The 25501-nt window shown below is 38.6% G+C and carries 22 protein-coding genes; 19 read left to right on the top strand and 3 right to left on the bottom strand.

Annotation, left to right across the window (positions count from 1 at the left end):
- Position 1: 1 nt before the first annotated feature.
- From BMZ99_RS14860 to BMZ99_RS14830, 6 genes are all read left to right on the top strand, one after another.
- Positions 2-805: an energy-coupling factor transporter transmembrane component T family protein gene (locus tag BMZ99_RS14860; protein ID WP_090938826.1), complete on the top strand. Its 804-nt coding sequence runs from the start codon at positions 2-4 to the stop codon at positions 803-805.
- A 153-nt stretch (positions 806-958) separates the two neighbouring features.
- Complete coding sequence (locus BMZ99_RS14855; protein ID WP_090938823.1) at positions 959-3166, top strand: HelD family protein; 2208 nt, start codon at positions 959-961, stop codon at positions 3164-3166.
- 161 nt (positions 3167-3327) lie between these two features.
- A complete protein-coding gene (gene truA, locus BMZ99_RS14850; RefSeq protein ID WP_090938820.1) occupies positions 3328-4062 on the top strand; it encodes a tRNA pseudouridine(38-40) synthase TruA in 735 nt (244 codons plus the stop codon).
- Between the two features lie 179 nt (positions 4063-4241).
- Positions 4242-4679 carry a 50S ribosomal protein L13 gene (gene rplM / locus BMZ99_RS14845; RefSeq protein WP_090938817.1) on the top strand — a complete coding sequence of 146 codons (438 nt, stop codon included), beginning with the start codon at positions 4242-4244 and terminating at the stop codon, positions 4677-4679.
- 21 nt (positions 4680-4700) lie between these two features.
- Entirely contained in the window at positions 4701-5093 is a 393-nt protein-coding gene (rpsI, locus tag BMZ99_RS14840) for a 30S ribosomal protein S9 (RefSeq protein WP_007937653.1), read from the top strand.
- A 1352-nt stretch (positions 5094-6445) separates the two neighbouring features.
- Positions 6446-8161 carry a methyl-accepting chemotaxis protein gene (locus tag BMZ99_RS14830; protein ID WP_090938814.1) on the top strand — a complete coding sequence of 572 codons (1716 nt, stop codon included), beginning with the start codon at positions 6446-6448 and terminating at the stop codon, positions 8159-8161.
- 145 nt (positions 8162-8306) lie between these two features.
- On the opposite strand, the gene BMZ99_RS26375 is transcribed toward BMZ99_RS14830, so the two are convergent.
- Entirely contained in the window at positions 8307-8453 is a 147-nt protein-coding gene (locus BMZ99_RS26375; RefSeq protein WP_175490568.1) for a hypothetical protein, read from the bottom strand.
- 191 nt (positions 8454-8644) lie between these two features.
- Here BMZ99_RS26375 and BMZ99_RS14825 point away from each other — a divergent pair, with 191 nt between their 5' ends.
- Positions 8645-9280 carry a hypothetical protein gene (locus BMZ99_RS14825; RefSeq protein WP_090938811.1) on the top strand — a complete coding sequence of 212 codons (636 nt, stop codon included), beginning with the start codon at positions 8645-8647 and terminating at the stop codon, positions 9278-9280.
- A 105-nt stretch (positions 9281-9385) separates the two neighbouring features.
- On the opposite strand, the gene BMZ99_RS14820 is transcribed toward BMZ99_RS14825, so the two are convergent.
- The gene (locus BMZ99_RS14820) at positions 9386-9643 is read right to left on the bottom strand and encodes a hypothetical protein (RefSeq protein ID WP_090938808.1); all 258 of its coding nucleotides are present in this window, start codon (positions 9641-9643) and stop codon (positions 9386-9388) included.
- Between the two features lie 893 nt (positions 9644-10536).
- Here BMZ99_RS14820 and BMZ99_RS14815 point away from each other — a divergent pair.
- Complete coding sequence (locus tag BMZ99_RS14815) at positions 10537-11193, top strand: hypothetical protein (protein WP_090938805.1); 657 nt, start codon at positions 10537-10539, stop codon at positions 11191-11193.
- A gap of 109 nt (positions 11194-11302) precedes the next feature.
- On the opposite strand, the gene BMZ99_RS14810 is transcribed toward BMZ99_RS14815, so the two are convergent.
- Complete coding sequence (locus tag BMZ99_RS14810) at positions 11303-12067, bottom strand: transglycosylase domain-containing protein (RefSeq protein ID WP_090938802.1); 765 nt, start codon at positions 12065-12067, stop codon at positions 11303-11305.
- Between the two features lie 269 nt (positions 12068-12336).
- On the opposite strand from BMZ99_RS14810, the gene BMZ99_RS14805 reads away from it, so the two are divergent.
- The 11 genes from BMZ99_RS14805 (at position 12337) to argH (ending at position 25453) form a co-directional block, all read left to right on the top strand.
- Positions 12337-13053, top strand: a complete 717-nt coding sequence (locus BMZ99_RS14805) for an N-acetylmuramoyl-L-alanine amidase family protein (protein ID WP_245754992.1) — start codon at positions 12337-12339, stop codon at positions 13051-13053.
- A gap of 93 nt (positions 13054-13146) precedes the next feature.
- Positions 13147-13998: an AmmeMemoRadiSam system protein B gene (gene amrB / locus BMZ99_RS14800; RefSeq protein ID WP_090938797.1), complete on the top strand. Its 852-nt coding sequence runs from the start codon at positions 13147-13149 to the stop codon at positions 13996-13998.
- Positions 13999-14174: 176 nt separating this feature from the next.
- Positions 14175-14633, top strand: coding sequence for a YbaK/EbsC family protein (locus BMZ99_RS14795; RefSeq protein ID WP_090938794.1), 459 nt, complete (start codon positions 14175-14177; stop codon positions 14631-14633).
- Positions 14634-14962: 329 nt separating this feature from the next.
- Entirely contained in the window at positions 14963-17266 is a 2304-nt protein-coding gene (locus BMZ99_RS14790; RefSeq protein WP_090938791.1) for an HD domain-containing phosphohydrolase, read from the top strand.
- Positions 17267-17417: 151 nt separating this feature from the next.
- Positions 17418-18449, top strand: coding sequence for an N-acetyl-gamma-glutamyl-phosphate reductase (gene argC, locus BMZ99_RS14785; protein ID WP_090938788.1), 1032 nt, complete (start codon positions 17418-17420; stop codon positions 18447-18449).
- A gap of 33 nt (positions 18450-18482) precedes the next feature.
- Positions 18483-19688: a bifunctional glutamate N-acetyltransferase/amino-acid acetyltransferase ArgJ gene (gene argJ / locus BMZ99_RS14780; RefSeq protein WP_090938785.1), complete on the top strand. Its 1206-nt coding sequence runs from the start codon at positions 18483-18485 to the stop codon at positions 19686-19688.
- A gap of 12 nt (positions 19689-19700) precedes the next feature.
- Positions 19701-20585 carry an acetylglutamate kinase gene (argB, locus tag BMZ99_RS14775; protein WP_090938782.1) on the top strand — a complete coding sequence of 295 codons (885 nt, stop codon included), beginning with the start codon at positions 19701-19703 and terminating at the stop codon, positions 20583-20585.
- A gap of 30 nt (positions 20586-20615) precedes the next feature.
- Positions 20616-21806: an acetylornithine transaminase gene (locus tag BMZ99_RS14770; RefSeq protein ID WP_090938778.1), complete on the top strand. Its 1191-nt coding sequence runs from the start codon at positions 20616-20618 to the stop codon at positions 21804-21806.
- 44 nt (positions 21807-21850) lie between these two features.
- Positions 21851-22798 carry an ornithine carbamoyltransferase gene (argF, locus tag BMZ99_RS14765; RefSeq protein ID WP_175490567.1) on the top strand — a complete coding sequence of 316 codons (948 nt, stop codon included), beginning with the start codon at positions 21851-21853 and terminating at the stop codon, positions 22796-22798.
- 28 nt (positions 22799-22826) lie between these two features.
- Positions 22827-24041 (top strand): argininosuccinate synthase, encoded by a 1215-nt coding sequence (locus BMZ99_RS14760; RefSeq protein WP_090938775.1) that lies wholly within the window; start codon positions 22827-22829, stop codon positions 24039-24041.
- Positions 24038-25453 (top strand): argininosuccinate lyase, encoded by a 1416-nt coding sequence (gene argH / locus BMZ99_RS14755; RefSeq protein ID WP_090938772.1) that lies wholly within the window; start codon positions 24038-24040, stop codon positions 25451-25453. Before BMZ99_RS14760 ends, argH begins: the two co-directional genes overlap by 4 nt.
- The last annotated feature ends 48 nt before the right edge of the window (positions 25454-25501 follow it).

Here is a 25501-nt window from a genome sequence, read left to right as displayed (position 1 = left end):
CTTGCTAACGGATATTATGCTGGGACAGTATTTTCCCGGTAATTCTATACTTCATTTACTGGACCCTCGCACAAAGATTATTAGTACGATATTATTTATCAGCAGTATTTTTCTGGCGGAAAACTACCAGGCTTATAGCATATTAGCTGCCTTTATTGTATCTATCATTGCATTGGCGGCAATACCTCCTACTATGATTTTACGATCCTTAAAGCCATTATGGATTATTATTATATTGACCTTACTGATTCATATTTTTACTACGCCAGGGAGTATTATCTATAAGATTGGTCCATTAGCGGCGACCCAGGAAGGCGTCCGGCAAGGACTATTTATGACAATCAGACTTGTCTTTTTAATTGTTGTTTCTTCTTTATTGACGTTTACCACTTCCCCCATTGCGTTGACAGACGGCATTGAACGTTTGCTTAATCCTTTTAAGAAGATAGGTCTACCTGCACACGAATTGGCTATGATGATGACCATTGCTCTTCGTTTTATTCCAACGCTGCTGGAAGAAACAGATAAAATCATGAAAGCGCAAATGGCCAGAGGAGCAGATTTTACATCAGGAAATATATTGCGCCGTGCACGGAATATGATTCCTTTACTTGTTCCGCTGTTTATTAGTGCATTTCGCCGCGCGGATGAACTGGCTACTGCTATGGAGGCCAGATGCTACCGAGGTGGACATCAGAGAACTCGTATGAAAGAGCTTCAAATTACAACAAGAGATTGGCTGGCATACGGAGTGCTAGGCATTATCATTGGAATACTAATTGCAGTGAGGATATATAGTAAGTAGCGGACAAAAGAAAAATAAAAAAAGCATGCTTGAACTATGGAGATGCGAAGTAGAAATACAATGGATCCCTTCGTAATGCTTCATGTTAAAAGATTCTTGTAAAATTGACTTTTGAACAATGATACGATACGTAAAGTAAAAGCAGGAGGCTATATGGTTAAGGATCATCCGGATTATGCCTTAGAAAAACAGCACTTGGATTATACGTTAGAAGAGATGAATCAAATCATTAGATCTTTGGAAGAGGATATTGATAAGCGTACTGCGCAAATGCGTGTGTCATTGGAGCATAAGGATCAAATTAGTACCTATGTTCATTCCATGATGAAACATGATCATGCGGAAAAGATTTTTGATATGAAAGAGGCGCTGTCAAGTCCGTATTTTGGTCGTGTAGATTTTAAAGATGATGATGCAAAGGACTATGAGAGTTTCTATATAGGACGGGTTAAAATCAGCCGGCTGGATATTCTTACCGTAAAAGATATTTTAGTATTTGACTGGCGCGACCCTGTGGCAACGATTTTCTATGAATGCCAAGATGGACGTGCTAGTTACGATGTTCTAGGAAAATACCATTATAGCGGTGACGTGAATTTAAAGAGACAATACAAAATAGTAGAAGGCATTTTGCAAAAAATATCTGACGATTATATTTTTGATCAATTGGCTGATCCTAAAAAGGAGGCCTTGCTTGCCGACCCCTTTTTAACGGAAAGGCTGCTGCAAGGTACTGGTAATAAGCTAAAAGACATTGTAACTTCCATCCGTGCGGAACAAAATAAAATTATTCGGGAAACATTACATCAAGTGATTATTATCCAAGGGGTTGCTGGTTCAGGTAAAAGCACCATTGGTCTGCATCGACTATCGTATTTGCTTTATAATGAAAAATTAGACCCACAGAAAATGATGGTCATTGCACCGAACAAATTATTCTTAGATTATATTTGTGAACTGCTGCCAGAGATTGATGCAGATGATGTAAGGCAGCAGACATTTATTGATGTAGTACATGAAATAACCCAGACGACATTCTCTTTGCACCTAGATGAGAAAGCACATCTGTTTTTGGAAAATAAGATAAAAGACAGCCGGCGCGATCAGTTAGAGGCAGTTGCCCGATTAAAGGGATCATTGGAATTTGTGAAAGTATTAGATGCTTGGATGGATAAAAAAATTGAGAAATTCTGCCTAAAGTTAAAAGATATTCTGTTGTTTGATCAAAAATTATTGATTACAAAAGAGCAGCAAATTGAAAATTTTATGCAAGGCAATATGCTTAATACATCCTATAATGAGCGTGTAAAAGCATTAAGTGGTTATATTAAGTTTAGGGTGCGAAATTTCTTAGAAGTATTAGAAATAGAGCAGAAGCGCAAGAGGGGTAATACAGATAAAACCTATGAACAATATTCTCAGAACGGGACGCAATTTCTGGCAAGTCATTTTCAAAAATGGTCTTGCGACGATATTAGCACTTGTTACAGAGAGGTTTTTAGTAATAAGAGTATATTTAAAGTGTTAAAGAATAAAAAATTAGACAATACTTTTATCACAGAATACTCTAGTGGCATATTACAAGAGGGAAAGGTAGAGAGAGAAGACTTAGGTCCAATTTGCTATCTATCTTATCTAGTAAATGGCTGGAATCACATTGCAAAATTTGAACATATTGTAGTAGATGAGGCACAGGATTTAAATGCTTTCGAATTTATGATTCTTAAAATGCTATCAAGGAATAGTTCTTTCACCATCATGGGGGACCTATCCCAAGGAATTACAGAGTATCGCAGTATTGATAGTTGGCAGGTCGTGATGAAAGAGGTCTTTTCTGACGTGAAATCGATTTATCGTGAAGTAAATTACAGCTATCGATCGGCACGGGAAATTGTGGAATGTTTTAACAAAGTAATGCCTAGAGGACACTCTGCTGCTATTCCCGTTTATGAAATTGGTCAAGATCCCATATATCAGCAAGTGAGTACAGAAAAGGAAGCATTATTAGCGATTCGAGATGTTATTCGAAGGTTTAAAGAGCAAGAGTGTAAGTCTATTGGAATTATCACAAAAATGGAGAGCGACAGCGTTTCTTTATATCATGCTCTGCAGCAAGAGGAAAATGATGAAGAATTGCATTTAATTACTAGCGATACCCTTTCCTATCAAGGAGGTATCTCCATACTTCCAGTGAGTTTGGCAAAAGGATTAGAATTTGATGGTGTGATTATGTGGAATGCATCGGATAAAGAATTTAAAAACAATAGTTTCGATGCCAAGTTACTCTACGTGGCATTATCTCGACCCCTATATTATTTACATATCCTATATCAGGGGAACCTTACATCTTTGTTAAAGTGAAAAATTGAAATTCATGAATAAATGCAGAGGACCCAGAAATGCACAGAGAACATAAAGATATAGACCTCTTATGTTCTCTGTGTCTGCGTAAGCGGCTATGCGTCCTCTATATTTTTAAATATTCTCGTTAAGTTATATAGTAAGTAACGGAGTGTATAAATATGCGTAATATTAAATTGACATTGGCTTATGATGGTACAGGGTATCATGGTTTTCAGCGTCAGACAAATGCGATTGGTATACAGCAAGTATTAGAAGATAAATTGGCAAAAGTATTTGGCCACACATTTAGGATTCACATGGCAGGCAGAACAGATGCCGGTGTTCATGCTTATGGTCAGGTAGTCAATTTTAAAACTAGCTGCACAATCCCTGTAGATCGCATTGTAATTGCATCAAGAAAGGTACTGCCTTACGATATTGTAGTTACCCATGCAGAAGAAGTTCCTGATAGCTTTGATGCGCAGTTTAGTGCTAAAAGTAAAATCTACGTTTATAAAATTTATCAGCATACAGTACCGAATCCCTTTTGGCGAAATATGATTTGGACGATTCCTCAAACCTTAGACATATCAGCTATGGAAAATGCAATGCAAATCATTGTGGGAACTCATGATTTTTCAGCCTTCCGTGCTTCTGGTGGATCGTCTGTTAGTCCAGTTCGCACAATAATGGAGGTTGGATGCCAGCTGCAGGGTAAAATATTAGAATTATCTTTTTGGGGAAATGGTTTCTTGTACCATATGGTGCGTAACTTAACAGGCACACTAGTGAATGTAGGCTTAGGAAGGACTACAAATGATGGATTTAAGACGATTCTCGAAGGGCGGGATCGGAAGAAAGCGGGGGCAACGGCGCCAGCACATGGATTATATCTCAAAGAAGTACTTTATTAATCTAATAAACTGTGGATAACTCAAAAAAAAGTGAATTTACATGCCGATATTCCTTGACATTGTCCAGGTAATTTAATACAATGTTTTTATGAGATTTATGCCATGACTTCCGTTAGCCCCGGAGCTCAAGGAAACAAAATCAATTTTTTTTGTAATGTTGTGACAAGGAGGTATATCGCATGAAAACATTTATGGCAAATGCTGCCACCATAGAACGTAAGTGGTATGTTGTAGATGCTGAAGGTAAAACTTTAGGTAGATTAGCTGCCGAAGTAGCAAAAGTTCTTCGCGGCAAACATAAACCAACATTTACTCCGCATGTTGATACCGGTGACCATGTTATCGTCATCAACGCTGATAAAGTAGCATTAACTGGTAAAAAGTTAGTACAAAAAACATATTTCCGTCATTCTGGTTATGTAGGTGGAACTACATTCATTACTGCTGGTAAAATGCTTGCAGACAAACCAGAAAGAGTGCTTGAGCTGGCTATTAGGGGTATGTTACCTAAGAACCGCCTTGGTCGTCAAATGTATCGTAAGTTGCAAGTATATCGTGGTGCTGAGCATCCGCATGCTGCACAATTACCAGAAGTATTAGAAATTAACGTAAGATAATCCGGAAAGGAGGAACATATTATGGCATTGGTTACTTACTACGGCACAGGTCGCAGAAAAACCTCGGTTGCCAGAGTTCGTCTGGTTCCGGGTGAAGGCAATATTCTAGTTAACGACCGTACTATCGCAGAATATTTTGGTCGCAAAACATTAGAACTTATTGTAAAACAACCCCTTAATTTGACAGAAACTCTTGGCAAATACAATGTGTTAATTAAAGTGGAGGGCGGCGGTCCTTCAGGACAAGCTGGCGCAGTTCGTCACGGTATTTCTCGTGCATTACTTAAAGTTGATGCTGAGTATCGTCCATCTTTGAAAAAGGCTGGATTCCTTACTCGTGACCCTCGTGAAAAAGAGCGTCGTAAATATGGTTTGAAGAAAGCGCGTAAAGCGTCTCAGTTCTCCAAACGTTAATATTAACGAAATGGAAAGCCCCCAAGAACCCAGTGTTCTTGGGGCTTTTTGCTGTACAAATTTGGATTAAACTGACTAAAAACAAAGCGCAATAGACAAACAATAGACGTAAAATAGACAAATTATATTAAATTTATTGCATCTACAAGCTGTTTTATTGTCTTGTGGGTATAAACTTTTTGGGTTATAGACTTTTCTTAGCTCTTCAATATCTTATCAGTGTCTGTACTTTCAGTAGTGACCAAAGCAGTTATGTCCGATTGATTGCTGAGTGAGAGTCAAGCGGCTTTATTTTCGAATAGCTAGGTCAACCAGTATTCTTTTCAGGTTTTTTTCAGAATATGATTGTATACTATACTTTAGACAATAAATCTACATAATTTTAAAAACTGTAAATGGTACTCTTATTTGCATTATTCATATTTAAATTAAGTGTATGAGAGTATAATGACTCTAAAGGGGAAATATCCTTTGAGAGATAGTAAAAAATGACAAAGCCGGAGTCAGTCTTTAGACGCTGCTAGTAATAATGGCTTATGACTCAGTGCAAACCTCCCGTTTGACAAGGAGTATGATTTTTAGTCACAAAATGAATTATTATAATACATTCTCTAGTAGTTTTAAAAACTGATCATGTTAATCTCTGGTAAAAGAATTATCAAAATTTAGAGGTGTTCAAACTATTTTGTCGAATAATTAATTAATTTAATACTTAGGAATCCAATTCATGGAGCATGGTTATTTCTTTCAAAGAGAAGTCACAAAATGATGCAAGCAAGCAAACAAATAAAAATGGAGGTGGTTTAAGAATGAAGTGATGAATAAGAAAAAAGGAATTTTATTAGAGGCGAATACAAACAAATTTTAAATTGTAGATTTTATAGTTGGTAAAGTGAATTATGGGAGTATATGCTAAGGTAAGAGAGTAAATGTCTAATTCTTACTCTCATGTTGATAGTATATTTACATTACGTGGACGGGTAATGCCACTGGTTAATTTGTCCTGTTATTGAGAATTTGAAGACGAAAATATATTCAGAATATTTTGTTATTTGATAATTGCTTTGTTGTTTTTACTAAATAAAGTCTCTCGCATATATAGTGTCGTCATACATTTATGGATTACTGACATTGGAATGCCAGAATGGATGGGATCATATATTAAAGCGCATTAGAAATGATAAAGATTACATACGTTGCTTGTGGTTATCGTTTTCTTCCTTGATGAATGAAGAGATGTGTCATAAAGGCCAAGTGAGTGGTATAAATCGTTAGGTTTTCAAAACGGAATTCCCCAATTGAGTAGTTGGCTAGATACTAAGCGTTTATAACATGATAAGGGAGATAGTAAAATGAACTTTTTTAATAACATCAAAGTAAGCTTTAAATTAAGTATATTAGTCATTATTGCATTGCTATTTATGGGGGCAGTTGGGTACACAGGATATTATTATCTTCAACAATCTAATGCAGATATGAATGCTATGTATGCGAACCAGTTAATACCAATAGGGCTTATTAATGAAAATCGTGCTCATATTAACAAGGTCAATGGAGCAGTAATAGAGTTGATGATCACCACGGACGACAAAAAAAATCAAGAGTTAAAAAAGACGATAGAAGGTCGAGTAGACGGATTTAATAATAACTTTGCAGAAATTGAAAAAGTTAATTTAGATGCTAAAGCTAAGGAAAAAGTGTCCGGAATTAAGACATCTATGCAAAAATATCGCGAAGGCAGAAATAAGGTTATGGAGTTGTCAATGCAAAACAGAAATGCTGAAGCCTATGCATTATATGTTGCTAGTGTGGAACCATTAGCAACAGATGCTCAAGATAGGCTCATTGATCTCTCTAAATATTGTGTTGAAATGTCACAGAAAAACAATGCTGACAATAAGGAGGCATTTGAAAGAGCAACACATATTGTATTTGGGATTATTTTTGTGTCCTTTATGGTATTAGGATTGAGTGGATGGTATATAACTAAAATTATAACAACTCCCTTAAATGCAATGGTACTATTTTGCAAAGAATTAGCAGCTGGTGATTTTCGTGACAAGAATCAGAATTTGCTTAGGAAAGATGAAATTGGTCAAGTGGCGAATGCCTTGGCAGATATGCGAAATTCCCTGCGCAATTTGATGAAACGTGTTAGTGAGTCGTCTGAGCAATTGGCAGCATCTTCTGAAGAGCTGACAGCGAGTGCAGATCAGTCAGCGCTGGCGGCAAACCAAGTTGCTGTGTCCATTACCGATGTTGCTAATGGTGCTGAAGAACAGGTACATGCAGCCAATAATACATCTGCGGTTGTACAGCAAATATCCGCCAGTATTCAGCAGGTTGCTACCAATGCCAATGAAGTAGCTGGACAAACAACTCAGGCAGCTGACAAAGCAAAAGAAGGTAATAAGTCCGTAGATAAAGCAGTAAACCAGATGTCTTCTATTGAACGTACTGTTACTGCTTCAGCTCAGGTAGTAGTCAAATTGGGAGAACGGTCTAAGGAGATTGGACAGATTGTAGATACCATATCTGGCATTGCTGGCCAGACAAACTTATTAGCTTTAAATGCTGCTATTGAAGCTGCTCGGGCAGGAGAACAAGGACGTGGTTTTGCCGTGGTTGCAGAAGAAGTACGTAAGCTTGCAGAACAATCACAAGATGCAGCCAAGCAAATCGCCACATTGATTGGTGAAATTCAGAGTGAAACTGACGAAGCGGTAGTAGCTATGGATAATGGTACACGAGAGGTCAAGTTGGGAGCAGAAGTAGTCAATGAGTCTGGTAAAGCATTTCGGGAAATCGCAGCTATGGTAAGCAACGTATCAGATCAAACAAGAGAAATATCTGCAGCCATTGAGCAAATGGCTATTGGGAGTCATCAAATTGTCGAGTCGGTGAAGCAAATTGATGAACTAAGTAAGAAGGCAGCTGGAGAGGCGCAGACTGTATCAGCTGCAACGGAAGAACAATCGGCATCTATGGAAGAAATTGCTTCATCCAGTCAAGCGTTAGCCCAATTAGCAATGGATCTTCGTGAAGCTGTTAGTAGATTTCAAATTTAAGCCTAAGATTTATACCTCCTTAGACTTGCATTCTTGCCATTCAAGAAAAAAATCACCATCTGCCTTAACTGGTAGATGGTGATTTTTATAACTAAGGGGTATAAAAAAACAGCAAGCAAATATATTTTGCTTGCTGAAAATAAATTTATTGCTTTACAGGTTTGCTGGATTTAATTACAATCGATAAAGCCATTGATGCAACCATTTCTGCATCGCTAGACTTTGCCCCATATTTTTTGGCAATACTTTTAACTTCACTTTTGAATTTTCGATCATCGAAATCAATAATCATACGATCACCTCCATGTAATAAAGTAACATTTCGTAAACTCCATATTATAGTGTATGTAGTCTAAAAAATATTGGTACCTTTTGCTATGTAATCCTTATGCAATCGGTTTATCCTTGAGGTAGCTAACGGTGATTGCAATCATATAATAAGAGGAAAGACAGTTTTACATGAGGACCAGGGAGGGAGATAGCATGAACGAGAAAGAAGAAATAGCTTTGAAAGAATCTAAATATCCCCTTACGATTCTTATAATTGTTGCCGTTGTTTCATTGCTTACTGGCAACGTTACTGGATTAACGCTAGGTTATATCTTGGGAGAAAGCGATAGACAAGCCTTGGCAATAGAAAGAAGTAAACCTCCTGGCATTAGGGAAACGATAAAGACAATTACAGATTCTAAGTTTCAATATATTCCAGGAGAAACAGTTTATTTACCTGGAGAAGTGAAGGAGGTATTAGTAGTACCAGCTGATAAAGATACGCCGGGCGCAAACCCTGTAAAGTTAGACGGTAAATTTGATCTTGGCAAACAAAATTTTATGTATATGATAAATGGCAGAATCGGTAAGTTTGATAAAACAGAAGACGAAAAATTTGTATTTGAAAAGAATATGATCGATTTAAGACAAAATAGCACAATCGTAATTAAAGCTGAGATCCCTACCATTGATCTCACTAGGCAAAATGTAATTACAGTAGGTGCAATGTTCACGCAAGGCAGGATAGAGCCGGGTATCGGTTACACTAGCAATTTTGGAAGGGTTGGGGCTTATCAATTGGCAGGCAGCCAATCGGCTGCTTATATTGGTGCGGGATTTAAGTTTTAATATCCTGTTTACAAAAAAAACTCCTCCAGAAAGCAAGACTGTATCGAAAAAGATACTCAGCGCTTTTCAGGAGGTGTAGTACCTGAATTAGTAGATACTATTTTTCTATTGAATGATCTTTATACTGCTGTTTAAATCAGCGATACTACTGGAAATTGCAAGAATATTAGTCAAATTATCAATTGGATTCATAGCTTGCTGCTTAAGAATTTCTTTTAAGACTAGCATTGTGAACAATGCAATTGAATTACCAGTTGTTGTAGCTAGCCTAGGAAATTCAATCGTTTTACAAGCCTTCTTTTCTAACTCTTCAAGATTTGGAATTCCTGAGGCAATACCACAATGGACGATATTACAATTCATTGCTTTTTCCCTCCTAATCCTTTTGCATTAACACTCTAATATATGCAAGAGAGATTATTTTGTACCGAGTCATTATAACCTTTATGGAGTGATACCATAATACCAATTAAGTAAAAATGAAAAACGAACCGCTTATCAGAACGCGGTTCGTTTTTCATTTATAAATAGCAATATATAGCAGATAAACAGTAGACACATAATGCCTGTTCATTATTGTGTTCAAATTGCACATAACATTCTCTAGCTTGGCCGCAAGAATCACATTTTATATATTTAGAGTCACTACTGGCAGAAAGCATAATAATACTCCTTTTCAATTAGCATGCAATAAACTTGCTTACTTTATACGGCACTTCTTTAAAAAGAGAGTGCTAACGATACCTTTTAAAATGATTGACCCCCGGCCTAGTTTCTGTCTTTTCTATTTGAAGATTATGTTATAAAAAAATGCTAAACAAAGTATGTATATGAAAAGAGTATCGAAAAATAATGGAGGGAAGAAAATGTGGCTGGATGTGCCTGATGCGCTTGAAGTAGGTTGCATTATCATTGTAGTAGCTGCTTTGTGTATCTATTGGCTAACTCATTCGGATCGCGTTTAAAGACAGCATTGGATCGTAATATTAAAAAGCTGCCTTGCTTTTGCAAAAGTGAGGCAGTTTTTTTCTGTTGATGATAGTAAAATCTTTATGATCTTTTGTATCGGATATTTTTCTATCCAAAAGATCACAATTAAAAAAGGAAAAACTCCTGGAAATACATTATATGTTGGTCAGACACTGACAATAAAAGAAAAAGGGAGTATGAGGTGTTTTTCTGTGATTGAGCAGGAACTTTGATAGGAAAGGTATAATAATAAAGAGTAATGATATAAGAGTGAGAGGGGTTCGTTTATGAAAAAAATCATAACAATGCTAGTTTTTTCAATGTTGTTGATGCTTTCAAGCGTAGCTTTTGCCAGCTTGGATGACAACAAGGTTTCGATTCAGCAACAATATGGAGATTATCGATTAGTGATTGATTCTGATAATCAGTTGTGGACAAGAGCTGATTGGGAAGAAAAAGGTTTTAAAAAGGCAAAAGCTGCTTCCTATCGGTATTCCTTTAGTCGCCATGGAATAGGCGTACAGATGGAAGTTATGTATGCAAACAATAAGTCTGATGCAGTAGTGGCTGCGCAACGGTTTACCCCAGATATGCCAATTACAATTAAAGAGTTTAAATTATACTTTCCAGAAGTATACGCTTTGACAAAGGCACCAAAAGCTAATTTCTTTGCAACGCACAGCTCAATAAGCCGAAACTTCCAAGAAGGGGAGTCTCCTGTAGGTATGGGCATACTTATTAGAGAGTTGTCAGGTGGTAAATATTATACTTTGCTTGCCTTCAACGTCCAAGATGAAGGGCGTCTGATTAAAGATATTGAGAATATTAATGAAGATACATATATTAGAGAATTTGTTATTGAGCGCGCTTCCCGCACGACAGTACATGACAATATGGATACAAGCAATCCAGAGTGGAAACCGATCAAAAATTATTTCAATTAAAAAAGAGGCCATTGGCCTCTTTTTTTTGAAAGTATAAATTTAAAAGCATAGTTAATATTGTTTAGTTTCTTATTTTGCTGATTGCAGAGAGTAATGTAAAAAGCATCAATTATTTCGCAAGTTTAATCGGAGTAAGCCTTGCTTCTTCTGCTGTTTGGGTACCGATATATCCTTGGCGTGCCATTGCAGACAGCACGATGGCTTGTCTTTGCTTTGCCGCATTAAAATCTACGTATGGTGAATTCAGGGAAGGAGCAGTGGGAAGACCTGCTAATAAAGAACATTCGGCTAAGGTTAGATTAACAGGCGCTTTGTCAAAGTAGATTTTTGCAGCATCTCCGATACCATAAGCACCAGATCCAAAGTAAATCGTATTTAGATACATTTCTAAGATTTCTTCCTTTGAATACCGCAATTCCATATTCATGGCGAGAAAAAATTCTTCAGCCTTGCGTCCATAGGTTTTTTCTTGGGTAAGAAATAAGTTCTTAATCAGCTGCTGCGTAATCGTACTGCCTCCTTCAGAGAAGCCGCCTGATTGCATATTGACTAGCATAGCGCGCAGGATGCCTTCAATATCAAAGCCATAATGGCGGTAAAATCGGTTGTCTTCAACTGCAATAATACTTTGCTGCATAGCCAGAGGGATATATTGTATGGTGATATAATTTGACTTATTAAGTTTTTCATTGACAGCACTTTTTAGGGCAATCATACGGTAGGTGCGCTCCCATGAACTTGCAAAATGAGTCGTTATTTTTTGGGATGATGGAATCGCAGGAAGAAGTCCTGTTATGTAATCGGTGCCGCCAGCCCATCCAAAGGATAAAGCAAATAATAGTATCGAGAGCAATATCAATCTACGAAACCTCATTGGTAGCCTCCTTCTATCTCGTTAGTGTTATTTTACCTTACTATATGGTGTTTGGCTATATGCGCTTTTCCTTGTATAATTCTAAAATACGAAGCATAAGGATAGAAAGAAGACTTAATTGGTGATAGAGTGCCAACTTCGTTACCAATCTTAGTCACACTTATCCTGGGAGTTAGCCGCTCTTAATTCTCACTAGTAAATTTGGAGAGTCTTAGAGCGGCTTATTCATCGGAAAGAGGAGTTTTGATAGTAGGGAGTTGTTCGTGTATATGAGACTCATTACAGTTCGAAAAGCCAGTGTGAAGAGAGTCATTATGTTAAGCGTTACCATGGTTGTACTTCACTTTTTAGCAATGCAGTATATAATAGGTGATGATTTTGAAAATGTGGACATGTCAGTATTGGCTGGGCATACGATTGCAATTGATCCTGGGCATGGTGGTATTGATAGTGGTGCAAATGCGAATAACGTAGATGAAAAAGAAATAACCCTAATTATTTCGACAAAATTAGCGAACCTTTTGCAGGAGCATGGAGCAAAGGTTGTGTTGACAAGAGAAACGGATATAGATTATTACACAAAAGGTAAGGGCGGTAAACGCAATGATTTATTAGAGCGTGCTAAGATTATTAATCATTCAGGTGCTGAACTGTATGTAAGCATTCATTGTAATGCCTATCGAGGAGGTAGTTTGTCGGGGGCACAAGTATTTTATAATCCTAAATTTGAAATGAGTAAGGCTTTGGCAACAAAATTGCAGTACGTACTAAAAGACTTTCCTCCAGGAAATAAACGCCAGATAAAAGAGGATTTGCATATTTTGTTATTGAATGAAATCAATATACCAGGTGTGTTAGTTGAAGCAGGATATTTAACCAATAAGGAAGAAGCCTCTTTATTGGCAGATGCTCAATATCAACAAAAAATGGTGGAGAATATTGCAAAAGCATTGGCGTATCATTTCTATAAAAATGCGGAAAGATAAAGAAGAGTAGTGTTAGGAAGGTTTTTTGGAGGTTTAAAAATTATGGTAGATTCAAATCATTAGTATTTTCTAAAGACGAAAGGGAGCAGTTATATGAAAAATCTAGAAATTTGTGCTCTAATGCCTCATCCTTCTAGTATGATTCCTGAGGTGGGGAATAGTGAGCTGGATAAAATAAAAAATACTGTTGCGGCTGCTGTAGAAGCTGCAAAAAAAATTAAGGAATGCAACCCTCAAACCATTATTTTAATTACGCCTCATGGTCCTTCCTTTGAAGATGCTGTAAGTATCAGTGTTCATCCTAGACTGAAGGGGAGCTTTGCCGCTTTTGGTGCCCCTGATCTTGTTCTAGGATTTGAAACAGATGGTTTACTGGTTCGGCACATCTTAAAAAAAGCTGATCGTTTAGGTGTGAATATCGTGGAGTTGACGGATGATGAAGCTAAAAATAAAGGAATCCGTTTAGAGTTAGACCGTGGAGCACTCGTACCGTTGTATTACTTGACAAAAGCTGGTTTTAAGGGGCAATTAGTACATATCTCAGTAGGGATGTTATCCTATGAAGAAGTATATACCTTTGGTAAAGCGGTGCAAGCAGCGATTGGTTCTGTTGATAAACGAGTTGCAGTGGTTGCATCTGGAAACCTGTCTCATTGCGGATCAGTAGATGGTGAATTAAATGCCAAGGGGCGAGAGTTTGATCTCAAGGTCATGGAAGCAGTTGAAAAGTTAAATATAAAAGCACTATTACAGATGGACAGAGAAGTAGTAGCTGCTGCGAAAGAGTGCAGCTTGCGTTCGATCTTTTTTATAATGGGAGTAGTAGGTGGATTGAATGCGGCTGGTGAAACACTATCCTACGAAGCGCCTTTGGGGATTGGCTATGGTGTATCTTTAATCACTCTTCAACACAAGCCAAAAGAGACACCAAGTGCAAAACCTTGAAGATAAATTTATCAACTATATAAAGGTCGGATAAATACTCTATAATCTTTTAGATTATAGAGTATTTGCTATAATGAAAATAAAGGTATATGATACAATATAAAGCAGAAATGCAGCATTTTAAAATATATTTCGATGCTTCTTTGTGTTATTGCTTATAAAGGGGAGAAAAAGCGATGTCATTAGAACGTGTTAGAGAATTTGTAAGTCGCTATCCTGATTTACAAATCATTTTATTTGAAACAAGTACCCATACAGCGGATTTAGCTGCTCAGGCCTTAGGAGTCACACCTGCACAAATTGCTAAAACCTTGGTGTTTCTTGCAGATGGACAACCTGTATTGGTAGTAACCTGTGGCGATAAAAAGATCAACACAAAGAAATTAGCCACAGAATTAGAAGTTAAAAAAATTCGTTTTGCAGATGCGCAGAAAGTAGAAGAGGCAACCGGTTTTTTACCAGGAGGAGTATCGCCGATAGGGCTAATCAGTGAGATACCATTGTTTCTCGATAAAAGTTTATGGGATTTTGATATAGTCTATGCAGCTGCAGGGACTGATAATTCTGCCTTGCCCGTGAGTCCAGATCGATTATGTGAAATTACAGGAGCTAAGGTTATCGACGTTTGTTGTTGAATGGATTTATATACTTATATTTGTCATTGCTTAGGAAGATATTGTATAATAATGGCTAGTAGTTGATATAAAGTATGAAACATGGATACTTTAATTTATTGTATGTTACATATGATAAATTTCAGATTAGGAACTACTCTGCGTAGGAGTGGTTCCTTACTTTTAATTAAGAATAATACAACTTTTTTTGCTTGAGATGAACGCAGGGTTTTGGGGAAAATTGTCGAAAATAGAGCTTATACGCGGAGCTAATTCATTTTATCAAACGTCGTGACTTATTATTTTGTTTTAAATGACAGCAGAGACTATAAATTGTTGTGGAGGCGAAGATGAAACTAAAAGCTTCTTTTTTAGCTTTCCTAACTATGGCTACCATTCTTTTTGGCGTGTATGTTTTTACAAAGAGTGAACAACAGCAATATCAAGAAAAGGTCCGGGCAGAAGTGTTAGGTCAGTTGAGAGCTAGCCAGGCTAGATTAGAAGGTGGATTGCATTCAAGGCTGTTTCTTGAAAAGGGACTCATTGCTTTTATATTGACTCACCTTGAGATGGATCCACAGCACAAGATTACCCAAGAAGAGGTGAATCGGTTTGGTGCAGAATTTATGCCTCAACTTTCTGGAATAAATAATTTTAGCTTAATTCAGAACAATAAAATTACTCATATCTATCCATTGGATGGTAACGAAAAGATGATCGGCATCGATTTGTCTTTACTGCCAGATCAAAATAAAACGTTGCAGCAGGTGATAGAGAGTAGAAGTATGATCATTGCAGGTCCCATTCAACTGATCGAAGGTGGAGTAGGACTTATTAGTCGTACTCCCATTTATTGGACTCCCCAAGGCAAAACAGAAGCGGTTTATTGGGGACAGGTTAGCCTAGCCTTGTCTCAAGATCGGTTGTTTGCAGAAGCCGGACTATATGATCAGTCATCTATGCTGAAGTTTGCTATACGTGGTCGTGATGGGCTTGGTAAAGAAGGGGGAGTATTTTGGGGAGAAGAAGGAGTCTTCTTAGATAACCCCGTGATTGTAAATGTGAAAGTTGCCAATGGACTTTGGCAGTTAGCTGCTGTGCCGACTAAAGGCTGGGAAAGACATAGCCCAGCCTTTATCTGGATTTGGCTGATTGGAGGGTTTCTAGCAATTTGCTCAGCTGCCTTAGTATGGTTTTTAATTTATTCTCGAGAAGTCCAGACATCCCTGCATTGCAGTGAAGAAAGCTTGATTGAAAGCGAAGAGCAATTTAGGCAAATGTTTACCAAACAAGAAGTCATTATGTATCTTGTCGATCCGGAGACATATGATATTCTAGATGCTAATGAAGCAGCTCAAAAATTCTATGGATATTCACTAGAAAAGTTTAAACAAATGAAGATCACCCATCTAAATCTTCTTTCCATAGATGAAATTAGAGATGTACTTGCAAAAGCATTTCAGGAAAAAAGCGGACAGTGGGAGTTCAAACATCGCCTAGCCAATGGAGAAATTAGGGATGTTGAAGTTCGCATGACTCTTATTGGTTTGCGAACCAAACAATTCTTTTTTATTATTGCTCATGATATATCAGAACGCAAGAAAACGGAAGAGCGCTTGCGTTATGTGACCTTCCATGATTCACTTACCGGACTATATGCCAGATCCTATTTTGAAGAAGAAATACGTCGCTTAGACATACGCCGCAGTGGGTCTGTCGGCTTAATGGTATGTGATTTGGACGGCTTAAAATTAGTCAATGATACATTAGGGCATGAAAGCGGCGACCAAATGCTTATTAATGCTGCCAATATCTTTAAGAATAGTTTTCGCGACAGTGATGTTGTATCAAGAGTCGGTGGTGATGAATTTGTTGTAATCATGGAGAATATTACAAGAGAGCATATGGAAGAAGCTTGTGAACGATTAAAAAATGGAATCCGGCTGAATAATGAATCAAATCAGGATGTACCTGTAAGTCTATCGATCGGATTTGCTATCAGCAGCGGACCTTCGATGACGATGAGAGAGCTGTTTAAAGAAGCCGATAATAACATGTATCGTGAAAAGCTGCACCGCGGACAAAAGGCACGGAGCGCAATTGTGCAAAAAGTTGTCAATCTGCTGGCAGCTCGGGATTTTATTATCGATGGTCATGGAGACCGTCTGCAGGATATGGTGTCAAATCTTGCTAAGTCAGTTGGTCTATCAGAAAGAAAAATAAGTGATATGCGCCTTTTAGCTCAATTTCATGATATTGGGAAGGTCGGTATAGCAGAGAAAATCTTAATGAAGGAAGAGCCGCTTACTCCTGCGGAAGCAATGGAAATGCGAAGGCATTGTGAAATTGGTCAGCGGATTGCTTTATCCGCACCGGATCTTACTTCGATTGCCGATTGGATTTTAAAGCATCAGGAATGGTGGGATGGCACTGGCTATCCATTAGGAATTGCAGGTGAAGATATTCCCATTGAATGCCGTATACTTGCAATTGCCGATGCCTATGATGCGATGACCAATGATCGCCCTTATCGGAAAGCGATGTCTCATGAAAAGGCAATGAAAGAACTAAAACGTTGTGCTGGAACACAATTTGATCCTGAGCTTATCGAAAAGTTCTGTGAGATCATGAAAGCTTGCGATGAAAAAAGGTAGAATCCAATCATTATTTTATAATGATTGAGAATAATAAAGTGGACAAGATCATTGTGAAGCAATTGAAAAATAAGAGCCAGTATTGTAAAAAAAATATTGCATCATTATGCATGAGTAATGTATAATTATAACATTATAAGGGGGGACGGTAATGAAAGTAAGTGTTATTGGCGCAACAGGGTATGCTGGAGCAGAATTATTACGTATTTTAAGCAATCATCCAGAAGTAGAGGTTGCTGCAATTACCTCAGAAAGTCATACGGGTACGAGTATTGCAGACCTATTTCCTCATCTGGCAGGTTTTTATGATAAAAAATTAACGAGTATGAACGATCTGAATCAATTTGCTGATAGCCAGGCGGTATTTATTGGTTTGCCTCATGGTCATGCTATGGCAATTGGCAGACCATTGGCAGAGCAAGGTATAAAAGTGATCGATTTAGGGGCTGATTATCGTTTTCGTAATGAATCCATATATGAAGCCTGGTATAAAGTAGAGCATACACACCGTAATTCCGGAGCAGTATACGGACTGACAGAATTATATCGTCAGCAAATCAAAGCGGCTAGTATCGTAGGTAATGCAGGATGTTATACTACGGCTAGTATTTTAGCCCTGGCTCCTTTAGCAAAAGCTCACTTAATTGATACTAAAAATATTGTGGTAGATGCTAAATCAGGTGTTTCTGGTGCAGGACGCGGACTCAGTCTAAATGTTCATATGGCAGAGATGTCTGAGAATCTAAAAGCTTATAATGTCGGAGGGCATCGCCATACACCTGAGATTGAACAAGCATTAGCGGAGATTTCGGGTCAGGAGTCTCTAATCAGTTTCACACCTCACTTGATTCCGATGTCACGAGGAATCTTAAGTACCTGCTATGCTACTTTACAAGAAGGAATAAAACCAGAAGACGTCGATCAGGCGTTTTATGAAATGTATGGTCAAGAATTCTTTGTTAGGCTCTTAGGAAGAGGCGGTTATCCTGCTGTGAAGAATACGAGAGGGTCTAACTTTTGTGACTTAGGCTGGCACATTGATTCTCGCACCAACCGAGTGATTGTAGTATCGGCGATTGATAATCTAGTCAAAGGTGCAGCGGGCCAGGCTGTACAAAATTTGAATGTGATGTTTGGCTTTGACGAAGGCAGCGGCTTAAAGCAAGTTGCATTGTACCCTTGATTTAAACTGGAAATATAAGGAGGTCTCATAAACATGTATACAGAAATTAAAGGCGGTATTACAGCACCGAAAGGATTTAAGGCTGCTGGAGTACAGGCAGGGATAAAAAAGAGCGGTAAACATGATGTCGCAGTCATTTATAGTACAGTACCTGCCAGCGTGGCAGGCGTATGTACGACTAATACTATGGCAGCAGCTCCTGTAGCTGTATCTCGTTTAGCATTTGAAAGTGGTATTGCTTCTGCAATTGTTGTCAATTCGGGATGTGCTAATGCCTGCACGGGTGAACAAGGACTTTCTGATGCCAATGAGATGGCTCAACTTACAGCCGATCTTCTGAGTATTCCAAAGGAAGATGTTCTAGTGGCATCTACAGGAATTATTGGAGTGACACTGCCAATGGACAAAGTAACAGCCGGCATTAAAAATGCAGTGGCTCAATTAGGTCCAGATGAACAAGATTATTCTACCTTGGCTATTATGACTACGGATACATTTCAAAAGCATTGTGCTTATGAATTTGAGTTAGGCGGTGTGCCTGTGCGCATTGCTGGTATTGCTAAGGGATCAGGAATGATTCATCCGAATATGGCTACAATGCTGTCTTTTATTACAACGGATGCTGCTATTGCTCCAGAACTGCTAAAACAAGCATTGACGGATGCTGTGAATGTATCCTTTAATATGATCTCTGTAGATGGAGATACTAGTACAAATGATATGGCAACTGTACTTGCAAATGGCTTGGCTGGCAATAAACAAATCGAGACTCAGGATAAAGAATATACTACCTTTAAAAAAATACTAACAGAAGTATGTATTTTTTTAGCAAAACAAATTGTCGTTGATGGTGAAGGTGCAACTAAGTTCTTGGAACTGAATGTAAGAGGGGCTGCCAGTTTTGCCGATGCAAAAAAGACTGCCATGGCGATTGCGAAATCACCTTTGGTTAAGACGGCATTCTTTGGAGAAGATGCCAATTGGGGACGCATTTTATGTGCAGTAGGTTATTCAGAAGCAGCGGCAGATCCTACTAAGATATCCTTGTCCATTGGTAATTTGACCATTGTGAAACAAGGTCTGGGCGCTCCCATTGACGAATTTGAATTAAAAAAGATTATGGCTGAGCATGATATTAGAGTCGTTGTTGACTTAGGATTAGGTCAAGCTGAAGCTACGATGTGGACTTGTGATTTTTCGTATGAATATGTAAAAATTAACGGAGAATACCATACATAAGGAGGTAGAAATGTGAAAAATTCCTTGGAAACTGCTGCGGTATTAATTGAAACCTTGCCATATATACAGGACTTCTATGGAAAAACAGTGGTAATTAAATATGGCGGTAATGCCATGATTAATAATGAATTAAAGAATAGTGTAATTCAAGATATTACGTTATTAAAATATGTAGGAATGCGACCCATTGTTGTTCATGGCGGCGGTCCAGAGATTACGAGTGTCTTAAATAAATTCGGTAAAAAAACAGAGTTTATTAGTGGTCTTAGAGTAACGGATGAAGAAACCGTATCCATTGCAGAAATGGTACTTGTCGGTAAAATTAATACGGAAATTGTAAATTTGTTAAATCAACACGGATCTAAAGCAGTCGGTTTAAGCGGGAAAGATGCGAATTTGATACTCGCAAAAAAACATTTTGCTGAAGTACATGAAAATGGCAGAGTCAGTATGGTAGACATTGGGTTTGTCGGTGAAGTAGAATCAATCAACACGAACATCCTGAATACCCTTATTGACAGTGACTATATTCCAGTCATTGCACCGATTGGAGTAGGGAAAAACGGTGAAAGCTACAACATTAATGCCGATTACGTGGCGGGTGAAGTTGCAGGTGCCCTAGGGGCCGAGAAACTATTAATGTTAACGGATGTAGAAGGGATTTATCGTGATTATCAAGATAAAAGCTCATTTATTTCTTCTTTGTCACTTGAAGAAGCCCAGCAAATGATTGCTCAAGGACGTATTGGCGGCGGCATGATTCCTAAGGTTGAAACATGCATCAAAGCACTGCAGGGTGGCACTGGGAAAACACATATTATTGACGGAAGACAGCCTCATTCCATATTACTTGAAATATTCACTTCCCAAGGTATCGGTACACAGGTTGTAAAATAAAAAGTTTGATATGAAGGATGGCGTAACGATATGAAAACACAAGAGATTATTCAAACCGTTGATGACAATTACATGCCGGTATTTGCTCGTTATGGTATCGTATTGTCACACGGAGAAGGTCCATATGTGTATGATAATGATGGTAAGAAATATTTAGATTTCTTAGCTGGTATCGCAGTAAATGTGCTGGGGCATGGGCATCCTGCTTTAGTGGCAGCCATTAGCCAGCAGGCTGGGAAACTGATTCATTGCTCCAATTTGTACTACACAGAAGTGCAGGCAAAATTGGTGGAAAGTTTAGCAAAAGTCAGTGGTATGGGGAAAGTATTTATGGCGAACAGCGGTGCCGAAGCCAATGAAGGTGCCATTAAACTCGCGCGTAAGTATGCAAAAAAAATAAATCCAAATAAAATCGAGATTATTAGTGCTCAGCATTGTTTTCATGGACGGACCTTAGCAACTCTTACTGCTACTGCCCAGCCTAAATATCAGAAAGGGTATGAACCGTTACCTGGCGGCTTTAGCTATGTGCCTTTTAATGATATAGAAGCCCTTAAAGGGGCTATAACGGAAAAAACTTGTGCGATTCTTCTTGAACCCATTCAAGGAGAGGGCGGCATCAACATGCCGGATGAAACGTATTTGAAGCAAGTACGTCAGCTGTGTGATGAAAAGGAAATACTGCTTATACTTGATGAGATCCAAACAGGTATGGGACGTACTGGTACGATGTTTGCTTATGAGCAATACGGAATTGTCCCTGATATTGTTACATTAGCAAAAGGCTTAGGCGGCGGCGTGCCTATTGGTGCATTTATTGCCAGTGATAAAGTAGCTTCTGTTTTTACCAGCGGTGACCATGGTTCCACCTTTGGCGGCAATCCACTGGCTTGTGCAGCTGCCAATGCTGTCTTATTGGCGATTGAGGAAGAGGGATTACTGGCAAATGCGAAAGAATTAGGAAACTATTTTGAAAAAGGCTTACTGGTTTTACAAGCGAAGTATCCTAAACTGATTACCCAGGTCCGTGGGAAAGGTCTGATGCTCGGGGCGCAGTTAACTCTTCCTGGCAGAGATATTGTAAATACTTGCTTAACAAAAGGTGTGATTATCAACTGCACCGCAGGTGATGTATTACGATTTGTTCCACCGCTTAACATTGAACGAGCTCATGTGGATGAGGTGCTGGCAGTGCTGGATGCAGTACTGGCGGAATTATAAGAATAAAAAGAAAAAGTTATATTGCAAGGATGATATAGCTATGTATGGGGGTTATTGTTGTGGGTATAGAGGTGAAAGATTTATTATCTATTCATGATTTGTCAGCAAAAGAGATCAATGACATAATGAACTTGGCTAAAACATTAAAAACACAGTTGAAAAACGGTGAGCAGCATCATTTGCTAAAAGGAAAAACGCTGGGGATGATCTTTCAAAAAGCATCGACCCGTACCAGAGTCTCGTTTGAAGTAGGTATGTGGCAGCTAGGCGGTGCAGCGTTATTTTTAAATGCTAATGACATGCAAATTGGCCGAGGGGAACCTGTCAAAGATACTGCCCGCGTATTGTCGCGGTATGTAGATGGTATCATGATTCGTACTTTTTCCCATGATGAAGTGATCGAACTGGCTCAGTTTGCTACGATACCAGTCATTAATGCTCTCACAGATCTGATGCATCCTTGCCAAGCCTTGACAGATATATTTACGGTCTTAGAGCATAAAGGAACATTGCAAGGTTTAAAGATGGTTTATATTGGTGATGGCAACAATATGGTAAATTCCTTATTGCAGGCTTGTGCAAAAGTGGGGATGGATATTTCCATTGCTACACCAAAAGGCTATGAACCGGATGCTGCCATTGTAGCCGAGGCCTTAACCGTTGCAGCTGCGACTGGCAGTAAGATTGTGCTGTGTGAAGATCCTCTTGAAGCTGCTAAAGATGCAGATGTGCTGTATACTGATGTATGGGCTAGTATGGGCAAGGAGATCGAACAGGAAGACAGACGAGAAGTTTTTGTTAATTATCAGATCAATCAAGAGGTAATGAATGTTGCAAAAAAAGATGCCATCGTTTTACACTGCCTGCCAGCTCATAGAGGAGAAGAAATTACGGAAGACGTTCTGGAAAGTAAACAATCCGTTGTTTTTGATCAGGCTGAAAATCGTTTGCATGTACAAAAAGCAATTATGGTATTATTAATGGGAAAATAGAAAATGTTACATAAGGGGGATTACAAAGATGAGTGAAATTAAAAAAGTAGTATTGGCGTATTCCGGAGGATTGGATACTTCTGTTATCATTCCGTGGCTGAAAGAAAACTATAACTGCGAAGTAATTGCTATGTGTGCAGATGTTGGTCAAGGGGATGAATTAGCACCTGTACACGATAAAGCACTTAAGTCTGGAGCTAGTAAGGTATATATCGAAGATTTAAAGAAAGAATTCGTAGAAAGCTATGTGTGGCCAACTTTGAAGGCAGGCGCAGTATATGAAGGAAAATACCTGTTAGGTACTTCTTTTGCAAGACCAATTATCGCAAAAGCCCTAGTAGCCATTGCCGAAAAAGAGGGAGCTGATGCTATTGCTCATGGTGCTACCGGTAAAGGTAACGACCAGGTACGCTTTGAGCTTACCGTAAAAGCATTGGCACCGCATTTAAAAATTATAGCTCCTTGGAGACTATGGGATATTCGTTCCCGTGAAGATGCCTTTGATTATGCAGAAAAACACAACATTCCGATTCCTGTTGCCAAAAGCCGTCCTTACAGTATGGATCGCAATATCTGGCATTTAAGCCATGAAGGTGCAGACTTAGAAAATCCAGCGAATGCACCGATGGACGATGTGTACATGGTGACGAGAACGCCAGAAAGTGCACCAGACAAAGCAGCGTATGTAGACATTTGCTTTGAAAAAGGAATTCCGGTAGCTGTTGATGGTGAGAAATTGGATGCCGTTGCCTTATTAGAAAAGCTCAATATCCTTGGTGCCGAGCATGGTATCGGTATTACGGATATCCTGGAAAATCGTTTAGTTGGAATGAAATCTCGCGGTGTATACGAAAATCCAGGCGGATCCATTTTATACTATGCTCACCGGGAATTAGAATATTTAACACTGGATCGGGCAACTATGCATTACAAAGAGCAAGTAGCTATTCGTTATGCAGAATTGGTATATGACGGCATGTGGTTTTCTCCACTAAAAGAAGCCTTAGATGCATTTGTTGATTCCACACAGCTGACCGTGACAGGTACGGTTCGCCTGAAATTATATAAAGGCAATATTATCAGTGCCGGAGCAACATCTCCTTATTCTCTGTACCATGAAGGATTTGTAACCTTTGGTCGTGATGAAGTATATAACCAAAAAGATGCAGAAGGCTTTATTAATCTTTTCGGCTTACCATTAAAAGTAAGAGCGTTAATGTTGAAAGAGGCGGACAAGAAATGAGTAAATTGTGGGGCGGTAGATTTGCCAAAAATACAGATGTAATGGTGGAGGAATTTACCTCCTCCATTTCTTTTGATCAGCGTATGTACGCTGAAGACATTGCCGGCAGTATTGCTCATGCGACCATGCTGGCAAAGTGCGGCATTATTGCTAACGAAGAAGCAGATACGATTATTGAAGGTCTTAAAACTATATTAGCGGATATTGAAGCTGGAAATTTTAGTTTTGAAATATCCTTGGAAGACATACATATGAATATAGAGAAGCGCTTAACAGACCGTATTGGAGCAGTGGGAGGAAAACTTCATACAGCCCGCAGCCGCAATGATCAAGTTGCTTTAGATACTCATATGTATTTAAAACATGAAATTGGAGCGATTGGTACCTTGCTGCAGGATTTGCAGCAGGCGATTGTGGAAATAGCACAAAAATACCAAGATGTGGTTATGCCTGGCTATACCCATCTGCAAAGAGCACAACCGATTCTTTTCTCTCATCATATGATGGCGTATTTCTCTATGTTAACTCGTGACTTTAGACGGCTAAAAGGCGTTTGGGAAGGAACAGACATTTTGCCATTAGGAGCAGGAGCGTTGGCTGGTACGACTTTTCCCATAGACAGACACTTTGTGGCACAGCAGCTTAAGTTTAGTCAAGTATATGAAAATAGTATGGATGCCGTGAGTGACCGAGACTATATTTTAGAGTTCTTATCTTTTGCCTCCATTCTCATGATGCACCTTAGTCGAATCAGTGAAGAGATTATTTTATGGTCTTCAACAGAGTTTTCCTTTATTGAATTAGATGATAGTCATTGTACTGGCTCTAGCATTATGCCGCAGAAGAAGAACCCCGATGTGGCAGAATTGGTCCGTGGGAAAACCGGGCGGGTTTTTGGTCATTTAATGGCCTTATTAACCACTGCGAAAGGTCTGCCATTAGCCTATAATAAAGATTTGCAGGAAGACAAAGAAGGTATGTTTGATACCATTGATACATTAAAATTTAGCTTAAGTGTATATGCCTCAATGCTAAGAGCGATGAAAGTCAATCAAAAGGTCATGAGAGCAGCCGTGAGCAATGATTTTTCCAATGCTACGGACATGGCTGATTATTTGGTGAAAAAAGGTTTGCCATTTAGACAGGCTCATGAAGTCGTAGGAAAGTCCGTGGCTTATTGCCTGAGTGCCAATAAGTGGCTGATGGACTTATCCTTAGCGGAGTTTAAAGAATTTTCCCCTCTGTTTGAAAGTGATATTCTGGAAGCTATAAAAGTGGAAACCTGTGTAGATGCTCGGAATTCTTATGGCGGAACATCGTCCACTGGAGTGAAACAGCAATTTACGGTAGCACAAGATATATTGATAAAGCAACAAAGTGTACTTGACATGTATACAAAAGGCAATATATAATAACCATAAATTAAAGCAATTTTGCAGACCCTGTAAATCGATTTTGGA

The sequence above is a fragment of the Pelosinus propionicus DSM 13327 genome (assembly GCF_900114615.1).
In the GTDB taxonomy this organism is placed as follows: domain Bacteria; phylum Bacillota; class Negativicutes; order DSM-13327; family DSM-13327; genus Pelosinus; species Pelosinus propionicus.
Note: the sequence above shows the minus strand (reverse complement) of the source record. Positions and strands in the feature narration are given on the sequence as shown.

What these genes read in the sequence shown, in the direction of transcription:
- BMZ99_RS14830 (WP_090938814.1), top strand. Translation starts at nt 6,446, where the DNA reads ATGAACTTTTTTAATAACATCAAAGTAAGCTTTAAATTAAGTATATTA.
- BMZ99_RS14815 (WP_090938805.1), top strand. Translation starts at nt 10,537, where the DNA reads ATGAAAAAAATCATAACAATGCTAGTTTTTTCAATGTTGTTGATGCTT.
- amrB (WP_090938797.1), top strand. Translation starts at nt 13,147, where the DNA reads ATGAAAAATCTAGAAATTTGTGCTCTAATGCCTCATCCTTCTAGTATG.
- argC (WP_090938788.1), top strand. Translation starts at nt 17,418, where the DNA reads ATGAAAGTAAGTGTTATTGGCGCAACAGGGTATGCTGGAGCAGAATTA.
- BMZ99_RS14825 (WP_090938811.1), top strand. Translation starts at nt 8,645, where the DNA reads ATGAACGAGAAAGAAGAAATAGCTTTGAAAGAATCTAAATATCCCCTT.
- BMZ99_RS14810 (WP_090938802.1), bottom strand. Translation starts at nt 12,067, where the DNA reads ATGAGGTTTCGTAGATTGATATTGCTCTCGATACTATTATTTGCTTTA.
- BMZ99_RS14795 (WP_090938794.1), top strand. Translation starts at nt 14,175, where the DNA reads ATGTCATTAGAACGTGTTAGAGAATTTGTAAGTCGCTATCCTGATTTA.
- BMZ99_RS14760 (WP_090938775.1), top strand. Translation starts at nt 22,827, where the DNA reads ATGAGTGAAATTAAAAAAGTAGTATTGGCGTATTCCGGAGGATTGGAT.
- BMZ99_RS26375 (WP_175490568.1), bottom strand. Translation starts at nt 8,453, where the DNA reads ATGATTATTGATTTCGATGATCGAAAATTCAAAAGTGAAGTTAAAAGT.
- BMZ99_RS14805 (WP_245754992.1), top strand. Translation starts at nt 12,337, where the DNA reads ATGAGACTCATTACAGTTCGAAAAGCCAGTGTGAAGAGAGTCATTATG.
- argH (WP_090938772.1), top strand. Translation starts at nt 24,038, where the DNA reads ATGAGTAAATTGTGGGGCGGTAGATTTGCCAAAAATACAGATGTAATG.
- BMZ99_RS14790 (WP_090938791.1), top strand. Translation starts at nt 14,963, where the DNA reads ATGAAACTAAAAGCTTCTTTTTTAGCTTTCCTAACTATGGCTACCATT.
- argF (WP_175490567.1), top strand. Translation starts at nt 21,851, where the DNA reads ATGGGGGTTATTGTTGTGGGTATAGAGGTGAAAGATTTATTATCTATT.
- BMZ99_RS14855 (WP_090938823.1), top strand. Translation starts at nt 959, where the DNA reads ATGGTTAAGGATCATCCGGATTATGCCTTAGAAAAACAGCACTTGGAT.
- argJ (WP_090938785.1), top strand. Translation starts at nt 18,483, where the DNA reads ATGTATACAGAAATTAAAGGCGGTATTACAGCACCGAAAGGATTTAAG.
- truA (WP_090938820.1), top strand. Translation starts at nt 3,328, where the DNA reads ATGCGTAATATTAAATTGACATTGGCTTATGATGGTACAGGGTATCAT.
- rpsI (WP_007937653.1), top strand. Translation starts at nt 4,701, where the DNA reads ATGGCATTGGTTACTTACTACGGCACAGGTCGCAGAAAAACCTCGGTT.
- BMZ99_RS14820 (WP_090938808.1), bottom strand. Translation starts at nt 9,643, where the DNA reads ATGAATTGTAATATCGTCCATTGTGGTATTGCCTCAGGAATTCCAAAT.
- BMZ99_RS14770 (WP_090938778.1), top strand. Translation starts at nt 20,616, where the DNA reads ATGAAAACACAAGAGATTATTCAAACCGTTGATGACAATTACATGCCG.
- rplM (WP_090938817.1), top strand. Translation starts at nt 4,242, where the DNA reads ATGAAAACATTTATGGCAAATGCTGCCACCATAGAACGTAAGTGGTAT.